We start from the raw sequence: 15,139 nt of genomic DNA on the forward strand, positions 1-15,139 counted from the left end.
GGCAGAGCGTATCCGGGACTAACCCCCGCTCTTGCCTGAACACGTTACCGATGGGTGCGCGTCTGCCACCCTGATGGTTTCCTGTATCTGAACACAGGCAGAACAATGTCCAAAACACTTTCGGACCTGGGATGGTCCTCTCATTTTGCAGCCCAACATGCTGTGAACCCTACCTGCACACCGCATCGCATCAACGCCGTCCATCGTGATCGCCTGATCGGCCTGAATGCGCTGGGCGACACATCTGATCTGACCCCTGACCGATCAACCGGCGAATTTGCGGTTGGCGATTGGATCCTTGCGGATGATCAAAACCGCATTCGGCATCTTTTGGAGCGCAAAAGCCTCTTGCAACGCCGGGCCGCAGGCACCGGTGCGCAGGTTCAACTGATCGCGGCGAATGTGGACGTGCTGTATATCGTCAGTTCCTGCAATGCCGATTTCAATCTGGCACGGCTTGAGCGTTATCTGGCGCTGGCGCATCAGGCCGGGTGCTATCCGGTTGTTGTCCTGACCAAGGCCGACAGCTGCCCTGACCCAGAGAGCTATGCCAGTCAGGCCAGTTCGCTGGCTCGGTTTCTGACCGTTCTAACCGTCAACGCGCTGGAGGCGTCAGAGATTGATCCGATCCTGTCCTGGTGCCCTTCCGGGCAAACTGCTGCTTTGGTCGGCTCATCCGGTGTCGGCAAAACCACATTGGCGAACGCCATGACTGGTCAGGCCGGGACAACGGCGGGGATCCGCGAGGATGACGCACGGGGTCGCCACACCACGACACATCGTGCGCTTCACCCGATGCGAAACGGGGGGTGGCTGATTGATACGCCAGGAATGCGCGCCCTGCGTTTGATGGATGCCCAAGACGGCGTGGATGAGGTTTTCTCAGACCTTCTAGAATTGGCTGCAAGGTGCCGGTTCTCAGATTGCCAGCACCAGGCCGAACCCGGTTGTGCTGTACAAGAGGCGATTGCCAATGGCGTGATTGAGCCCGACCGGCTGGCGCGCTGGCACAAGCTTCGGCGCGAAGATCAGAGGAATTCCGAAACCCTCGCGCAGTCACGGGCACGTGACAAAGCCTTTGGCAAAATGGTGCGATCCGTCATGAATGACAAAAAGTCCCGCAGCAGACACTGAGCGTGACAGAAAGGCGCCTCGTTTTCAGGCAATCAACCGGGGCCAAACCGCCCGGTTTCTGCGGGCAAAAGCGCCAATATGACCGATCTCAGGCGCTCCGAATTCATTCGGAGACAACAGATGTCGCCGCGCCTTTGGTCCATACAGATCGGCAAGCCGCCAGACAGCGTCTGGCGGCACCATCTGGTCGTCCTCGAAGGTGAACAGGTCCACCGGCGTATTCGATTGCGCCCATCTCGCTTCGGGCAGAGCGTCACCGATCTGCGGCACATAATTCTGCGGCGCCGTGCACCAGCTACGCCATTGCCAATAGACCGGACCAGGCAAATCGGCACCGATCCCCACCGCTTTGCCCGGCAGATAGCCCAGCGCATTCACTGCCAGACGCCCATGCACATGCCAGAACATCCACGCCAGCCCGCGATAGGGCCAGGGATGGTCGGACAGAGTAACCAGCCCCGAACATACACAGATCATCCGGTCGATCTGATCAATGTCTGGCTGCACCGGCCCCAGCAAGCCGCCAAGGGAATGACCGATGCTCCACTGCAAAGCGTCCGGGAACCGCCTGCGCATCTCAGCCCGTGCGGCGGGCATGTCGACCAAGGCCCAATCCGCCATGGTCACCTCAGAGGTTTTGAGTTTGTCGCGCAGCGAATGCCCGAAATCGCTGTAGTCATAGGTCAAACAGGCAATACCCTGTTCGGCGGCCAGCCAACGGGCAAAATGCTGGTAATAGTCGCGCGGCACTGCAGTTGCGCTGTGAATCACCACGGCGACCTTCGGCTCGGTTTCAGGCAGATACAGCCGCGCCGACAGGCTGGCAGAGCCTGAGGCAAAATCAAAGTCCTTAGTCTGGACGCAGGGCGTGGTATCAAGCATGGCGCTTCCGACAAATTCTGAACTACTCGGTTCACTCAACAATCGGCCCGATTTCGGCCACCAGAGTCAAGATTTCATCAAGATGACCAAACGTCCGGTTTGAACCCCAACAGGTGGCTTGACTCGGGGTCTGCATAGCCGCTAGCGATGTGGTGATGGTTCTTGCCCCGGAATTGGGGCGGGATGAAAAGGGAACACGGTGCGGTCTGCCCCGGCGATGCCGGAAAGGGCCAACTCCGCGACTGCCCCCGCAACTGTAAGCGGTGAGCAATGCCGAAATACCACTGGCCCCAGGGCTGGGAAGGTCGGCAAAGCGACGACCCGCAAGTCAGGAGACCTGCCATCGTATCGAAACCGAAACTCGGGCGGGGTGTCCGGGCAGGTCGTCAGCGCGCTGTCACACCTGATCCTCACCCTTCGTCCTGCGCGCGGAGGGCGCATTATGATCTGGAAGACAAAGACACATGAATTCACCGCAACCGTCTGTCAGAGGACCGGGAAACCCTGCCCCGCCCTGGCCCGAATGGCACGCGCCATGGCCGAGGCGATGGCGACGGCAACGCCTGCAGCATCCAAAACATTCGAGGTCGAAGGCACTAGCGATCTGACCCATTGCACCGAAGGCTGCACGGCCCGTTTTCGGGCCCAATCAGAACAGATCAGGGTCTATTGCGGCACCAGTACGGACACGCCGACAGAAATGCTGGACGCCTATGGCGACATGATGTTCGGGCCGGAGTTCATCCAGAAATCCGCTGGTTTTCTGTCAGAACCACCCTGTGCGATGCTCGACGTTTCGACCCTGCCGCCGCGCAGCGACAGTATTCCGTATCAAGTGTCTGCCTGAATCAGGGAAGGGTTCGGGCCGGCAACCCGGCCCAGTCCTTTTGCGCGTCGGTTTCCACCGCGCAGGGCCGCACCGCACGCAACCGCCGAAGCGCTTGGCCAGGCGCTTCGCCGCATTCCACCATTAGCCGCATCACAACCATCCCCGAGCGACCGCACCCACCGCGGCAATGCACCAGCACCTTGCCACCGCTGGCAAGGACATGTTGGGCCGCCTCACTGGCTTGCGGCCAAAGCGCCTCAACCTCAGGCGTGGGGACGCCGAAATCGCGGATTGGAAGGTGAACCCAGGCAATCCGTTCGCACTGCAGGTCCGCCTCGAATGACAGCCCGCCGGAATGCTGGAACTCATCCGAGGTCGTCATCGAGATGACCAGGTCCGGCGCCCAATCCCGGATTACTGCGAAATCCCCAGCATAATCGCCCGTGACCCCCGGCAGTGGGCACAGAGCGATCTGCCCTTTGCCCAATCCAAGAGGGTGAATTGCAAAACTCTCCAACACAGCTCCTTTTCCTGCATCACCACATGGGGCTAAAGCCCCTCATGATTTACCGGCTCTGATGCAACTTGCCAAAACGAAATTCCTTTTCGCGCGCGGTGGACGCGGACGGCGGGGGTCTCTACGCTGCAAACCTGACACGAATCCAACAGAGCAGACATGACCGACACGCCCAGCCCCGCCTATCAGGTTCTCGCGCGGAAATACCGCCCGGAAACTTTTGCTGACCTCGTCGGTCAGAACGCAATGGTGCGCACGCTGAAAAACGCGTTCGAGGCCGACCGGATTGCGCAAGCCTTCATCATGACTGGCATCCGCGGCACCGGTAAGACGACCACGGCCCGGATCATCGCCAAGGGCATGAACTGCATCGGTCCTGATGGGCAAGGCAAGCCCACGACCGAACCTTGCGGCCAGTGCGAACATTGCGTCGCCATCATGGAAGGCCGCCATGTCGATGTGATGGAGATGGACGCCGCCAGCCGCACCGGCGTAAATGACATTCGCGAAATCATCGACTCGGTGCGCTATCGTGCCGCCAGTGCGCGCTATAAGATCTACATCATCGACGAAGTTCACATGCTTTCGACCAGCGCGTTCAACGCGCTGCTCAAGACGTTGGAAGAACCTCCTGCGCATGTGAAGTTCATCTTTGCCACGACCGAAATCCGCAAAGTCCCGGTGACTGTTCTGTCGCGGTGCCAACGATTTGACCTGCGCCGGATCGAACCCGAGGACATGATTGGCCTGCTCAATAAGATCGCAGCGGCTGAGAAGGCACAGATCGCGGAGGATGCCCTGGCGCTGATCACCCGCGCGGCCGAAGGGTCGGCGCGCGACGCAACTTCGCTGCTGGATCAGGCAATCAGCCATGGGGCCGGTGAAACCAGCGCCGATCAGGTGCGCGCGATGCTGGGTCTGGCCGACCGGGGCCGGGTATTGGACTTGATGGAAATGATCCTGCGAGGGGATGCAGCAAGCGCGCTGACTGAATTGGGCGGGCAATATGCCGAAGGGGCCGATCCGCTATCCGTGCTGCGTGACCTGGCCGAAATCACGCACTGGGTTTCGGTTGTGAAGATCACGCCAGACGCAGCCGAGGACCCGACGGTTTCCCCTGATGAACGTGCCCGTGGTCAGCAAATGGCCGAGGCCCTGCCAATGCGCGTTTTGACCCGGATGTGGCAGATGTTGCTGAAAGCGCTGGAAGAGGTATCGGCCGCGCCAAATGCCATGATGGCTGCTGAAATGGCCGTTATCCGCCTGACCCATGTTGCCGACTTGCCCAGCCCCGAAGAGCTGATCAAGCGCCTGCAGGACAACCCGCCACCGCCTCCGAATGGTGGTCCGGGCGGTGGTATGGCCGTGCCCTCTCAGGCTCCGGTACCAGCGGCATCATCTTCTTACGTGTCCGCAACTAGCAGCCCCGCCGGCGCGCCTTCGGCGGCTCTGGCCCATGATATCCAATCGGCGCTGGCACGGTATCCGAGTTTTGACCACGTGGTTGAATTGATCCGCACCAATCGGGATGTGAAACTTCTGGTCGAGGTCGAAAACGGGGTGCGGCTGGTTTCTTACCAACCGGGGCGGATCGAATTCACCCCGACACAGAACGCACCCACAGATCTGGCAGCGAGACTGGGTTCGTCGCTGCAACGATGGACTGGCAACCGCTGGGCTGTGTCGATTGTGGCCGATGGTGAGGTTGCGACCATCGCCGAGATTCGAGACGCCGCCGAGCTGGCGTTGAAAGCAGAGGCTGAGAAACACCCGTTGGTTCAGGCGGTGCTCATGCAATTTCCGAAGGCACGCATCAAGCGGATTGAAACACCGGAAGAACGTGCCGCCAAAGTGGAAACCGAGGCGCTGCCCGAGGTCGAAGACGAATGGGACCCGTTCGAGGAAGACTGAAACCGTCCCATCTGACCCAACTGGAAACCTCCCGGGCCCAACGGGAGGAAAGGTCTGGCCAAAGGCCTTGACGACGGGCGGGAGCCAGCTCGGCCCTTGTGCCGCGCCGACCGCGCCCGTATTTAGGCGTCAAACCGAATATTAGGAGAATACCGATGCTCAAAGGACTCGGCGGCCTGGGTGACATGGCCAAGATGATGAAATCCGCGCAGGATCTACAGACCAAGATGACGGATATGCAGGAAGAGCTGAATACCATCATGGTTGTCGGCGAATCCGGTGCAGGGCTGGTCAAGGCAACAGCCACGGCCAAGGGAGAGCTGAAAGGTCTCGATATCGACCCGTCAATCTTTAACGGCGACGACAAAGAAGTGGTCGAAGATCTGATCCTGGCCGCCGTCAAAGATGCTCAGGCCAAGGCCGCAGAACGGTCGCAGGCTGAGATGGCTAAGCTGACCGAAGGTATGGGCCTGCCCGCAGACATCAAGCTGCCGTTCTGATAGGCACTCCTGACGAAATACCGGCCGGGCCCAACTGCCCGGCCCTTATGCAGGAGCAAGCGCAGTGAGTTCGAACAGCGATATCGACAATCTGATCGACCTGATGGCCAAACTGCCAGGCCTCGGCCCACGTTCGGCCCGTCGCGCAGTGCTGCATTTGATCCGCAAACGCGCCCTTCTGCTGACACCGCTTGCGGACGCGATGCAACAGGTTGCCATCACTGCCCGTGAGTGCCTGAATTGCGGCAATGTAGGCACTTCGGATATCTGCGACATCTGCGATAGCGAAGTCCGCGCGACCGGAGAGCTGTGCGTCGTCGAAGACGTCGCCGACCTTTGGGCGATGGAACGCGCAGCGGTTTTCAAAGGCCGCTATCACGTGCTGGGCGGCACCTTGTCGGCATTAGATGGAGTCGGCCCGGATGAGCTGCGCATTCCTCGCCTCAAGGATCGGGTCACAGCCGAGGGGATCACCGAAGTCATTCTGGCGCTGAACGCCACTGTCGATGGCCAGACCACCGCGCACTATATAGCCGATCAACTGGACGGGCAGGTGCGCCTGACCTCGCTGGCGCAGGGCGTGCCGATTGGCGGCGAGTTGGACTACCTGGATGACGGGACGATTACGGCGGCGCTGAGGGCGCGGAAGGAGTTGTAGTTGAGCTTCGACACTTGGTCGAATTCAAATATCAAGTTTACACAAATACTGTATCCAGCCTAACATTCTACGCATCGATTAAGCAGATTTAGAATGCGTTTTTCATATGTTGAGATATATATTGAAGGCCCTGTTCGGATCATCGCGCAAACGATCTAGGGTGGTGCCTTTCCAACCAACTAAACGACCTGCGATCACCGGAGCACGACCGGTTCCGTCAAAGCAGCCGCCCTCGGCTTATCCAACCACACGGACTCTCAAAGGCAAGTGCCACGTAATCGACGGCGACACGATCGTGATAAGCGGCACCAAGAGCAGGGTTGCCGGAATCGATGCGCCCGAGCTTGAGCATCCCTGGGGCAAGAAATCCAAGTTTGCGCTGATTAAGATGTGCAAAGGCATGGTGATCACAGCCGAAATCAAAGAAGAGGTTTCCTACGATCGGATCGTCGCCAAGTGCACGCTTCCAGATGGTACTGATGTCGCCGCAGAATTGGTTAAACTTGGACTGGCTCTGGACTGGCCCAAGTTTTCCGGCGGTGAATACGCGCATTTAGAGCCGGGCGATGCGCGAAAGAAACTCTGGCGGGCAGCCGCACGCCAAAAGGGAAACATGCGCGCGTTCCATTCCGAAGTAAAACCGAAACGCAATTCCGACTAGCTTTATGGTATCGCAGTGGCCCTGAGGACTTTGGAATAGCAAGGTAGGCCTTAGCCTCGGCACGATCTGGCTATTGAACAGGATGCGGTGGCAACAACGTAGAAGTTGCGATTACCCACCATCTCGCCTTTACCGCAAACCCTAACGAATCGGATCAAAAAGCGCGTCTTTGGCCGCGCAGTCCTTGATCACATCCCGGCCACACGGCACCGGATCAAGATCGCGCGACAGGCACAGGCGCACCTCTTCGATATAGCCCTGTTTGCAGGTGACGGTGATCATGTCGCGCTCCAGCCCCGGATTGGCCATTAGAAACGCCTCTTCCACGACAGATGCGGGCAGTTTCACAGATGCGTCCAACTGGCGGAACACCTTTGGGCGCTCGACCGACCCATAGGCCTGCCGCGACAAGGTGAAATAGTCCGAAGCGCTTAGGCCCGAGCAGGTGCCGTGCTTCTTCCACTGATGCCAGGCAAGACCGGAACTGCCCTGAATATCTTCCATTTCACGGGTCATGGTCCGCGTCGGCGGGGCCTCGGCCGTGCGGCAATAAGATGGCCAGCCCTGATGGAATTGCGGCCAAAGCCCGTGTAGAATCCAGCCGTGATCATGCCGTACATCGCATTGATCGGACCCACGCGCGTCGCCTTCGCGCGCGCACCAGTTCGGCGACCAGCTAAGTGCCAGGACATAGTAGTCGAACGCGCCCGGTTTTTCACCCTCGGCAAGCGCCGTCATTGCACTGAAAACCCATAGAACCAGCCAGCGCATTCGCCTCTTCCCTTCTTGCCCTGCCGCGACTATATACAGCCCAAGTTCCCCGACAACGGAAACCTGCCCCAAGATCACGGGGCCGCCGAATTCCGGCGACGGGAAAGATGTATGCATAGGAGACGGGCTGATGGCAAAACCGCTTATGGCCAAGGCAACAGCCGTATGGCTAGTAGACAACACAACGATCAGCTTCAAGCAGATCGCGGATTTCGTAGGAATGCACGAGTTGGAAGTGCAGGGCATCGCCGATGGCGACGTGGCCGCTGGCGTCAAAGGGTTCGACCCGATCGCCAACAACCAGCTTACGCAGGAAGAGATTGATGTGGCGCAGGGCAACCCGCTGCACAAGCTGAAGCTCAAGTTCAACCCCGCTGCTAGTGGCGAGGAAAAACGTCGTGGCCCGCGCTATACCCCGCTGTCCAAGCGTCAGGACCGTCCGAACTCGATCCTGTGGCTGGTCAAGTTCCACCCCGAACTCAGCGACGGTCAGATTGCCAAGCTGGTCGGCACCACCAAGCCGACCATCCAGTCGATCCGCGAGCGGACGCACTGGAACATCTCGAACATGCAACCGATTGACCCCGTCGCTCTGGGCTTGTGTAAACAGTCCGAGCTGGACGCAATCGTGCAGAAAGCCGCCGCCAAGAAAGCCGCTGAAGGTGGCGTCATGAGCGATGATGAGCGCCGCAAGCTGGTTTCGACCGAGCAGTCACTGGAAATGGACGCAGCGCCCAAAATTCCAACGGCGATCGAGGGTCTCGAGACCTTCTCGTTGTCTGATGACTCCCCCGAGGAGAAAGAAGAGCCGATCATCGACGCCGACAGTTTCTTCAACTTGCCCAAAGGCGAGGCCGAGGATGAAGACGAAAGCGATCCGCGTTTCTGATACGCAGACAGCCCCGGTCAAACTGGCCGGGGCTTTTTTGACGAGACTCTGATGCTGAACATACTGTCTGCCATTTTTGGCCCACACCGCGCCGTGACAATCTATGCCTTCCTAAGAACCTGGGGCCTGCTCGCGTTCGGTGTCGTAGGCGTTATCGCGGTTGCCGCAGCCCTGCTGTTGCTGAACGACGACGGCACGCATGAACACGAAGCCTTCATGACCGTACCGGTTCTGTCCGCCACCGCTATCAACGGCGACCTCAAGAACGGGGTGATTGCCTCGGTACGTTTGCCCGACGGGTCCGCGACGTCGATCACTTCGACCGAGGCCCCGATTTCCCAGACCGTCGGCCAAAGCGCCTGTGTCGAAAAGCGGGTCTATGTGGAAAGCGGTGAACCAAGGTATCGCTTCAAACTTCCGCGCTATTGCGAAGCAAGCTGACAAAGCAAAACCGCCCGGTGTCCACACCGGGCGGTTTTTCCTTCAGATCATCTGAAAGATGATCCCTGCGATCACTGCGCCGACTATCCCCAGGCCCAGATAGGTCACAAACACTTTCGGCCTGACCAGCGACCATACCGCAGCCATGGCCGGGATCGAGCTGACCGCTCCCGCGATCATAAAGGACATTGCTGCCCCGGCGCTCATCCCCTGCTCCATCAGACCTGCCAATAGCGGCGGCGCGACGTATGAGTTCAGATAGGCCGGCATCCCAACAAGTGCCGCGATGATTATGGGCAACACGCCGTCTCCTCCGACCGCGCGTGCGATCAGATCAGCGGGTACATAATTGATCAGCAACGCCTCGAGAACATAGGCAAGCGCCAGCCATTTCAACAAGAACAGGCCGTTTCGAAAGAACTCGCTACGAAATCTATTCCGGCGCGCAGGGTCATGCCAGAATTTCCAGACCGGTTTGTCCTCTTGCTTAGGTCCACAACTGCCGCATCCAGTTGGTTGGTAGTTCCGCAAAGGTTGGGTCAACACACCGCTGCGCGTCATGGTGCGCACGACGAATCCGCCAAACAGGCCAAGTGCCACTGCGGCTACGGCTTTTCCGATAGCAAAGGGCCATCCCAATGCGCCAGCCGTAATCAATAGCGTCGGCGGGTCGATCAGCGGAGAGCTGAGCCAGAACGCCATAACCGCAGACAGTGGCGCCCCAAGCGCCAGTAAACCAGCAATGAACGGGATGACCTCGCAGGAACAGAATGGGGCCAACCCGCCAAATAGGGCAGCCAAAAGGATCATCCGCGTTTCGCGGCCTTCAAAGGCTCGGGCCACCATGACTTCGGCACCGGTGGCCTTGAGGTATGACAACAGCAGCACAGCAAACAGAATATATTGGCCGGTATGGGCCAGTGCCTTGCCGGCAAATGTTATCACTTCCGTTAGATTCCCAGGGTCGAGTATCGCCACCGCGATCAGAATGGCGACAATCACCGCCCATGGGGTTTTGATCAGGTCGAAGACAGCTTTGAACGGGGCCCGAGGGCTCTGAGTAAGGTCAGCCATCGTTTGCCGCCTTTCCAGTTTCGTCCGCACAACATTCCGACAGAATGAACTGCGCGAGGTTTCTGAGATGGTCATACCGGGCACGGTTGATCGTGGTGCGCCCGATCTTTTCCTGTTCGACAACATCACCGGCCGCAAGAAACCGGAGGTGATGGGCCAGCGTCGACGGGGCAATGCCGGTTCTCTCCTGGATTTCACCTACGGTGAGCCCGGCCTCTCCGGCGCGAACGAGTGTCTTGAGGACTTTCAGTCGCGCCTCTGACCCCATCGCCGAAAATCCTGCTGCAGCGGTTTCCCACATATCCACAACTCCAATAAACTAGATTTCTAGTTATATAGAGATATTGAAAGCTACCGTCAACAAATTCTGATCAGAATTCGTGAAAAGAGCGTGAGTCCAGATTGCTCAATCAATAAGGCCACTCTATAAGGTCTTATGGGGATATCAGTTGATACGTTCTTTCTAGAGCTGAATGGGCAAGGCACCTTGCAGGCCCAGATTCAGCAGATGATTGCAGAAGGCATCCTGTCAGGCCGTTTCCATGTCGGAGAAAAACTGCCCTCGTCGCGTAAACTGGCCACGCATCTGGGTGTCAGCCGGATCACCGTGACATTGGCTTATACCGAGCTGTTGGCCAATGACTACCTGACCGCCCGGGGCCGATCTGGGTATTATGTGTCGGAAAATGCGCCAGTACCGCCTAAATACACGCCCATCCAACGGGGCACTGAGACCGTGGATTGGGACAAGGCGCTGGCCCGCCGGTTTGTAGATTCGGATGTGTTGCCCAAGCCCTGGAATTGGCGGGACTATACCTATCCTTTTATCTATGGTCAGGCGGACCGAACCCTGTTCGATCATGCCAACTGGCGGCTATGTGCAGTGCGGGCATTGGGGCACAAGGATTTCGAATCGCTGACCCGCGACTATGTCGATCAGGACGATCCGTTGCTGATCGAGTTCATCGCCCGCCACACTCTGCCCCGCCGTGGAATCTCGGCCCGCCCCGAAGAAATATTGATCACACTGGGGGCTCAGAACGCACTTTGGCTGGCGTCGCGCATTCTGCTGACTCACAATCACACCGCCGTCATCGAAGACCCCTGTTACTATGCGCTGCGCAGCCTGTTGAACCATTGGGACTGCGCGGTCGTACCCATTGGCGTGGACAAGGATGGCCTGCCACCCGAGGCGCTGCCCGATGAAACGGATGTCATCTTCACCACGCCCAGCCATCAGAGCCCGACAACCGCAACAATGCCGATCACCCGTCGCCGCCAACTTTTGGATCGTGCCCGGGATCTGGACGCAATGGTGGTCGAGGATGACTATGAATTCGAAATGGCGTTTCTGGGGGCGCCCTCACCCGCGCTGAAGTCCATGGACCGGGATGGACGTGTCATCTATGTGGGCAGCTTCTCAAAATCGCTGTTCCCTGGATTGCGCCTTGGTTACATGGTTGGATCCGAGCCGTTTATCCGCGAGGCGCGCGCGCTGCGCTCTTTGGTGCTGCGCCACCCGCCGGGCCACATTCAGCGCACGGCAGCGTATTTTCTGTCTCTGGGACATTACGATGCACAGATCAGGCGCATGTCCAAAGAGCTGTCCAAGCGGCGGGAGGCAATGGACAAGGCTATCGACGAATACGGGCTGTCGGTGGCGGGGCGCGGTGTGATGGGCGGATCTTCGATGTGGATGTCCGCCCCCGAACATGTCGACATGTCCCAGCTGGCACGCAGCCTGCAAAACCAAAGCGTTCACATCGAGCCTGGTGCACCGTTTTTCGCAGGGCCGGATAGGCCACAGAACTTCTATCGGCTCGGATACTCATCCATCGCGCCCGACCGCATCGCTCCGGGCGTGAAGCTGATCGCGGATGCCATCCAAACGCAGTAGCCCGCGTCTGGACCTAATCCGCATTTCGTTTTGGACCTAACGCCATTCCGTCCCTTGGGCCACAACCGTACCCAAAGGCTGGGCTGATCGTCCGGCTTCATCCACAAATCCGCGGAGACAAATCAGATGAAAATGACCACCGAAGAGGCCTTTGTAAAAGTTCTGCAGATGCACGGGATCGAGCATGCGTTTGGGATCATCGGTTCGGCGATGATGCCGATCTCGGATATTTTTGGAAAAGCTGGCATTACGTTCTGGGATTGCGCACACGAAGGCTCGGGCGGGATGATGGCTGACGGGTACACACGCGCCACCGGCAAAATGTCGATGATGATCGCGCAGAACGGACCGGGGATCACCAACTTTGTTACTGCCGTCAAAACCGCCTACTGGAACCACACCCCGCTGCTGCTTGTGACCCCTCAGGCCGCAAACAAGACCATGGGTCAGGGCGGTTTCCAAGAGATGGAACAAATGCGCATGTTCGCGGACTGCGTCTGCTACCAGGAAGAAGTACGCGACCCTTCGCGGATGGCCGAAGTTCTGAGCCGCGTTATCACCAAGGCCAAGCGCGCCTCGGCACCGGCACAGATCAATGTTCCACGTGATTTCTTCACTCAGGTTGTCGATATCGAACTGCCTGCCGTAGTTGAATTTGAACTGCCTTCTGGCGGCGCATCAGCCGTTACCGAAGCCGCCGCGCTGCTGTCGGATGCCAAGAACCCTGTCATCCTGAACGGTGCGGGCACGGTTCTGTCTGCGGGCGGCATCGAAGCCTCGAAAGCACTGGCCGAGCGTCTGGACGCCCCGGTTTGTGTTGGCTACCAGCACAATGACGCCTTCCCGGGCTCGCACCCGCTGTTTGCTGGCCCGCTGGGTTACAATGGCTCGAAAGCCGGTATGGAGCTGATAAAAGAAGCAGACGTGGTTCTGTGTCTCGGCACTCGCCTGAACCCGTTCTCGACTCTTCCTGGCTATGGTATGGAATACTGGCCGGCGAATGCAAAGATCATTCAGGTTGACATTAATCCCGACCGCATTGGCCTGACCAAGAAGGTATCTGTCGGTATTGTTGGCGACGCAGCCACCGTTGCAACCAATATCCTGGCACAGCTGTCAGACACCGCAGGTGACGAAGGACGCGATGCACGCAAAGCGAAAATCGCGGAAACCAAGTCACGCTGGGCGCAGGAACTGACTTCGATGGACCACGAGCAGGACGATCCGGGCACAACCTGGAACGAACGCGCCCGAGCAGCCAAGCCCGACTGGATGAGCCCGCGCATGGCGTGGCGCGCCATTCAGGCAGCCCTGCCGAAAGAGGCGATCATCTCGTCCGACATCGGCAATAACTGTGCCATCGGCAACGCCTACCCATCCTTTGAAGCGGGCCGCAAATATCTGGCCCCCGGGCTGTTCGGCCCCTGTGGATACGGATTGCCATCTGTCATGGGTGCCAAGATCGGTTGCCCGGATGTGCCCGTCGTTGGATTCTCGGGTGACGGCGCCTTTGGTATTGCTGTAACCGAACTGACCGCAATCGGCCGCGATGAATGGCCCGCAGTCACCCAGATCGTTTTCCGCAACTATCAGTGGGGTGCTGAAAAGCGCAACTCGACCCTGTGGTTCGACGACAACTTTGTCGGAACCGAACTGGACACCAAAGTGTCCTATGCCGGTATCGCTCAGGCCTGTGGCCTGAAAGGTGTCGTGGCCCGCACACAGGACGAGCTGACTGCAGCCCTGAATCAGGCCATCGAGGATCAGAAGAATGGGATCACCACGCTGATCGAAGCCATGATCAACCAGGAACTGGGCGAACCGTTCCGTCGGGACGCAATGAAGAAACCGGTCGCGGTGGCAGGCATCAGCAATGACGACATGGAACCGCAGGCCGGGGTATAATCCGCGTGAAACCGCTGCGCGCCATTCTCGGGACGGCCAGCGCGTCGGACAAGATCATCGCCCTGTCAGAGGGCGATGATCCCCGCGTCGTGGAAGGTGCGGTCAGGGCCGTAAAAGAGGACGTTGCACGGATCATCCTGATCGGCGACGGGGCCAAAATTTCGGCCCTTCTGGATGCGCATGAAGGATTTGATCCCACTCGGATAGACATTCTTGACCCGGCGCATTCCTCAATTACCACGGAACTGGCTGAAGCGCTGTTTAATCGCCGCAAGCACAAGGGCATGACCCTTGAAGAGGCAGGGCAACAGATCACCAACCGGCTGACCTTTGCCGCCATGCTGGTGCATCAGGGTATCGCTGACGGCACCGTGGGCGGAGCGGTTGAAACCACCTCTGACACAGTTCGCGCGGCGTTGCAGATCATCGGAACAGCGCCGGGTACAACAATGGTATCCAGCTTTTTTCTCATGCTGTTCTGTCAGGATCATCACGAGGTCAAAGGCGCGCGCATCTTTGCCGATTGTGGCCTGGTGGTGGATCCAAACGCCGAAGAAATGGCGGAAATTGCCCGCGCATCAGCCGCATCCTATTCAGCTTTGACTGGAAACACGGCACGTGTGGCAATGCTGTCTTTTTCCACCTCGGGAAGCGCCGAACACCCAAAAGTATCCAAGGTCGTCGAGGCAACCCGGATCGCACGCGAAAAAGATCCGAACCTTCTGATCGACGGAGAGCTGCAGTTCGATGCCGCCTTTGTCCCCGAGGTTGCGGCGCAAAAGGCGTCGGATTCGCCACTGAAGGGCGAAGCGAATGTCTTTGTCTTCCCCAGCCTGAATGCGGGCAATCTAGGCTATAAGATCGCACAGCGCATCGGAGGGGTTGAGGCAATCGGGCCAGTCCTACAAGGCCTGGCCAAGCCGGCAAATGATCTATCGCGCGGCTGTACGGCAGAGGACATCCTTCACATGATCGCCGTGACTGCCGTTCAAGCACAACATGGCGAAAACGGAATATAAGTCTCGACAAGTCCGTGAAAAACAAATTTTATTCCGGTTCCCGGCAATACT

At 58.6% G+C, this 15,139-nt stretch carries 16 protein-coding genes and 1 riboswitch; of the genes, 11 read left to right on the plus strand and 5 right to left on the minus strand.

Features of this window, described 5'->3' with window-relative positions; genetic code table 11:
• Positions 1 to 105: 105 nt before the first annotated feature.
• On the plus strand, positions 106 to 1,134 hold the full coding sequence (gene rsgA, locus AC2FIZ_RS10815; protein ID WP_281995395.1) for a ribosome small subunit-dependent GTPase A: 1,029 nt from the start codon (positions 106 to 108) through the stop codon (positions 1,132 to 1,134).
• A 24-nt stretch (positions 1,135 to 1,158) separates the two neighbouring features.
• On the opposite strand, the gene AC2FIZ_RS10820 is transcribed toward rsgA, so the two are convergent.
• Positions 1,159 to 2,016: an alpha/beta hydrolase family protein gene (locus AC2FIZ_RS10820; protein ID WP_496791013.1), complete on the minus strand. Its 858-nt coding sequence runs from the start codon at positions 2,014 to 2,016 to the stop codon at positions 1,159 to 1,161.
• 139 nt (positions 2,017 to 2,155) lie between these two features.
• A riboswitch (cobalamin riboswitch) is annotated at positions 2,156 to 2,375 on the plus strand.
• Between the two features lie 83 nt (positions 2,376 to 2,458).
• On the opposite strand from AC2FIZ_RS10820, the gene AC2FIZ_RS10825 reads away from it, so the two are divergent.
• Positions 2,459 to 2,863: a hypothetical protein gene (locus AC2FIZ_RS10825; RefSeq protein ID WP_271949778.1), complete on the plus strand. Its 405-nt coding sequence runs from the start codon at positions 2,459 to 2,461 to the stop codon at positions 2,861 to 2,863.
• Position 2,864: 1 nt separating this feature from the next.
• On the opposite strand, the gene AC2FIZ_RS10830 is transcribed toward AC2FIZ_RS10825, so the two are convergent.
• On the minus strand, positions 2,865 to 3,365 hold the full coding sequence (locus AC2FIZ_RS10830) for a protein-tyrosine phosphatase family protein (RefSeq protein WP_425595928.1): 501 nt from the start codon (positions 3,363 to 3,365) through the stop codon (positions 2,865 to 2,867).
• Between the two features lie 156 nt (positions 3,366 to 3,521).
• Here AC2FIZ_RS10830 and AC2FIZ_RS10835 point away from each other — a divergent pair, with 156 nt between their 5' ends.
• The 4 genes from AC2FIZ_RS10835 to AC2FIZ_RS10850 all read left to right on the plus strand — a co-directional run bounded on the left by AC2FIZ_RS10835 (position 3,522) and on the right by AC2FIZ_RS10850 (position 7,092).
• Positions 3,522 to 5,273, plus strand: coding sequence for a DNA polymerase III subunit gamma/tau (locus AC2FIZ_RS10835; RefSeq protein WP_271949774.1), 1,752 nt, complete (start codon positions 3,522 to 3,524; stop codon positions 5,271 to 5,273).
• 155 nt (positions 5,274 to 5,428) lie between these two features.
• Positions 5,429 to 5,773 carry a YbaB/EbfC family nucleoid-associated protein gene (locus tag AC2FIZ_RS10840; RefSeq protein WP_142636987.1) on the plus strand — a complete coding sequence of 115 codons (345 nt, stop codon included), beginning with the start codon at positions 5,429 to 5,431 and terminating at the stop codon, positions 5,771 to 5,773.
• Between the two features lie 64 nt (positions 5,774 to 5,837).
• Positions 5,838 to 6,431, plus strand: coding sequence for a recombination mediator RecR (gene recR / locus AC2FIZ_RS10845; protein WP_142636989.1), 594 nt, complete (start codon positions 5,838 to 5,840; stop codon positions 6,429 to 6,431).
• 163 nt (positions 6,432 to 6,594) lie between these two features.
• Positions 6,595 to 7,092 carry a thermonuclease family protein gene (locus AC2FIZ_RS10850; RefSeq protein WP_281973091.1) on the plus strand — a complete coding sequence of 166 codons (498 nt, stop codon included), beginning with the start codon at positions 6,595 to 6,597 and terminating at the stop codon, positions 7,090 to 7,092.
• A 141-nt stretch (positions 7,093 to 7,233) separates the two neighbouring features.
• Here the strand turns inward: AC2FIZ_RS10850 and AC2FIZ_RS10855 are convergent, their stop codons facing one another.
• A complete protein-coding gene (locus tag AC2FIZ_RS10855; RefSeq protein ID WP_281973120.1) occupies positions 7,234 to 7,863 on the minus strand; it encodes a ribonuclease T2 family protein in 630 nt (209 codons plus the stop codon).
• A gap of 130 nt (positions 7,864 to 7,993) precedes the next feature.
• Between AC2FIZ_RS10855 and AC2FIZ_RS10860 the strand changes: the two genes are divergently transcribed.
• Together AC2FIZ_RS10860 and AC2FIZ_RS10865 are read left to right on the plus strand one after the other, a co-directional pair.
• Positions 7,994 to 8,752, plus strand: a complete 759-nt coding sequence (locus AC2FIZ_RS10860; protein ID WP_142636995.1) for a DUF1013 domain-containing protein — start codon at positions 7,994 to 7,996, stop codon at positions 8,750 to 8,752.
• A gap of 51 nt (positions 8,753 to 8,803) precedes the next feature.
• Complete coding sequence (locus AC2FIZ_RS10865; protein ID WP_281973090.1) at positions 8,804 to 9,193, plus strand: hypothetical protein; 390 nt, start codon at positions 8,804 to 8,806, stop codon at positions 9,191 to 9,193.
• Positions 9,194 to 9,235: 42 nt separating this feature from the next.
• On the opposite strand, the gene AC2FIZ_RS10870 is transcribed toward AC2FIZ_RS10865, so the two are convergent.
• Positions 9,236 to 10,267 carry a permease gene (locus AC2FIZ_RS10870; protein WP_271949736.1) on the minus strand — a complete coding sequence of 344 codons (1,032 nt, stop codon included), beginning with the start codon at positions 10,265 to 10,267 and terminating at the stop codon, positions 9,236 to 9,238.
• Positions 10,260 to 10,568, minus strand: a complete 309-nt coding sequence (locus tag AC2FIZ_RS10875; protein ID WP_142637001.1) for an ArsR/SmtB family transcription factor — start codon at positions 10,566 to 10,568, stop codon at positions 10,260 to 10,262. Before AC2FIZ_RS10875 ends, AC2FIZ_RS10870 begins: the two co-directional genes overlap by 8 nt.
• A 135-nt stretch (positions 10,569 to 10,703) precedes the next feature.
• Here AC2FIZ_RS10875 and pdxR point away from each other — a divergent pair, with 135 nt between their 5' ends.
• From pdxR to pta, 3 genes are all read left to right on the plus strand, one after another.
• On the plus strand, positions 10,704 to 12,164 hold the full coding sequence (pdxR, locus tag AC2FIZ_RS10880; protein WP_281995399.1) for a MocR-like pyridoxine biosynthesis transcription factor PdxR: 1,461 nt from the start codon (positions 10,704 to 10,706) through the stop codon (positions 12,162 to 12,164).
• A 126-nt stretch (positions 12,165 to 12,290) separates the two neighbouring features.
• Entirely contained in the window at positions 12,291 to 14,069 is a 1,779-nt protein-coding gene (gene xsc, locus AC2FIZ_RS10885; protein WP_142637005.1) for a sulfoacetaldehyde acetyltransferase, read from the plus strand.
• 5 nt (positions 14,070 to 14,074) lie between these two features.
• Positions 14,075 to 15,088: a phosphate acetyltransferase gene (gene pta / locus AC2FIZ_RS10890; protein WP_281973088.1), complete on the plus strand. Its 1,014-nt coding sequence runs from the start codon at positions 14,075 to 14,077 to the stop codon at positions 15,086 to 15,088.
• The last annotated feature ends 51 nt before the right edge of the window (positions 15,089 to 15,139 follow it).

Source organism: Ruegeria sp. CDSB022 (assembly GCF_059611145.1).